This window comes from Microvirga sp. P4_A5 (assembly GCF_056402495.1).
The window spans coordinates 1-1,415 of the sequence record NZ_JBFUHH010000200.1 but is presented as its reverse complement, the minus strand read 5'-3'; the positions used below and the strand labels follow the sequence as shown (position 1 = coordinate 1,415).

Sequence of the window (1,415 nt, the reverse complement as noted above, 5' to 3'; positions counted from 1 at the left end):
CCAATACACGGCGCTTGAGATGTGGAAGAAGCATCTCAATTACGGCACGCAGCTCCAGCAATACCTGGAGGCGGTCGATACGCCGGACGCCAGCACGGCTGTGTTCCGCTATTCGCGTCCGATGCCGCTCAACCTTCTCCTGCGCGCGCTCTGCGATCTCGGCTACATTGCGCCGCGCCACGTCTTCGAGGGCACGAACATCCTGGAGAACCCGGCCAACACGGCGCCGATCGGCACCGGCCCCTTCAAGTTCGTCTCCTACGAACGCGGCCAGTTCATCATCGCCGAGCGCAATCCGAATTACTGGCGCAAGGATTTTCCGTATCTCGACAAGATCGTGTGGCGCGTCATCACCGACAAGTCGGCCGTGGCCGCGGCGCTCGAGACCGGCCAGATCCAGCTCAGTTCCTATAACGGGCTGTCGCTGTCGGATCTCGATCGCCTCAAGAGCGACAAGCGTTTCGAAGTATCCACGCGCGGGATCGAAGCGAACGCGTTCAACAACACGCTGGAATTCAACACCCGCCGCAAGGAGCTCTCGGACGTCCGGGTCCGGCGCGCCATCGCGCATGCCGTCGACGTGGAATTCTTCATTGAGAACTTCCTCTATGGACAGGCAAAGCCCGCCACCGGCCCGATTCCGTCCGCGTCACCGGCTTTCTACCCGAACAACAAGCCGCCCTATCCCTTCGACAAGAAGAAGTCCGAAGCGCTGCTCGATGAGGCCGGCTACAAGCGTGGCGCCGACGGCACGCGTTTCGCGCTGAAGATCGTTCCGATCATGAATGGCGAGGACGTGCCGCTCCTTGCCACTTTCATCCAGCAATCCCTCGGCGAGGTCGGCATCAAGGTGGAGATCGTGCAGCTCGATATCGCGGGCGCGCTCACCACCGTCTATCGCGACTGGAACTTCGATCTGGCGACCGGTTGGCACCAGTATCGTGGCGATCCGGCGGTGTCGACGACGGTCTGGTACCGCTCCGGTTCGCCGAAGGGCTCTCCCTGGACGAACCAATTCGGCTGGCAATCCGACAAGGTCGACCAGCTCATCGATCAGGCGGCGAGCGAGATCGATCCGGCCAAGCGCAAGGCGCTCTACGCGGATTGGGTCAAGGCCGTGAACGACGAGATCCCCGTCTGGATGATCACCGAGCGCCAGTTCTTCGCTGCGACCAGCAAAGCGGTCCAGAACCATCACAATGTGCCGCGGTGGGATTCGAGCGATTGGCACGACACCTGGATCGCGTCATCCTAAGTCATGCGTGTCCTTCTTCTCGCCTTGCGCCGCCTCGCGGCGAGCCTGCCAACGCTCTTCGTGGTGCTGGCAGGCTTGTTCCTTCTGCTGCAGCTTGCACCCGGTGACACCGTCGACGCGCTCGTCGCCCAGATGGGCGGCGGCGATGCGACGATGATGG

General features: G+C 62.2%; 1 protein-coding gene and 1 pseudogene. Both read left to right on the top strand.

The features are described 5' to 3' along the window. Positions 1 to 1,255, top strand: a 1,255-nt coding sequence (locus tag AC1DVM_RS23110; protein ID WP_477258477.1) for an ABC transporter substrate-binding protein, incomplete at its 5' end; no start/stop codon positions are given. 3 nt (positions 1,256 to 1,258) lie between these two features. Further along, positions 1,259 to 1,415, top strand: a pseudogene (locus AC1DVM_RS23105) (ABC transporter permease); the annotation flags it as partial.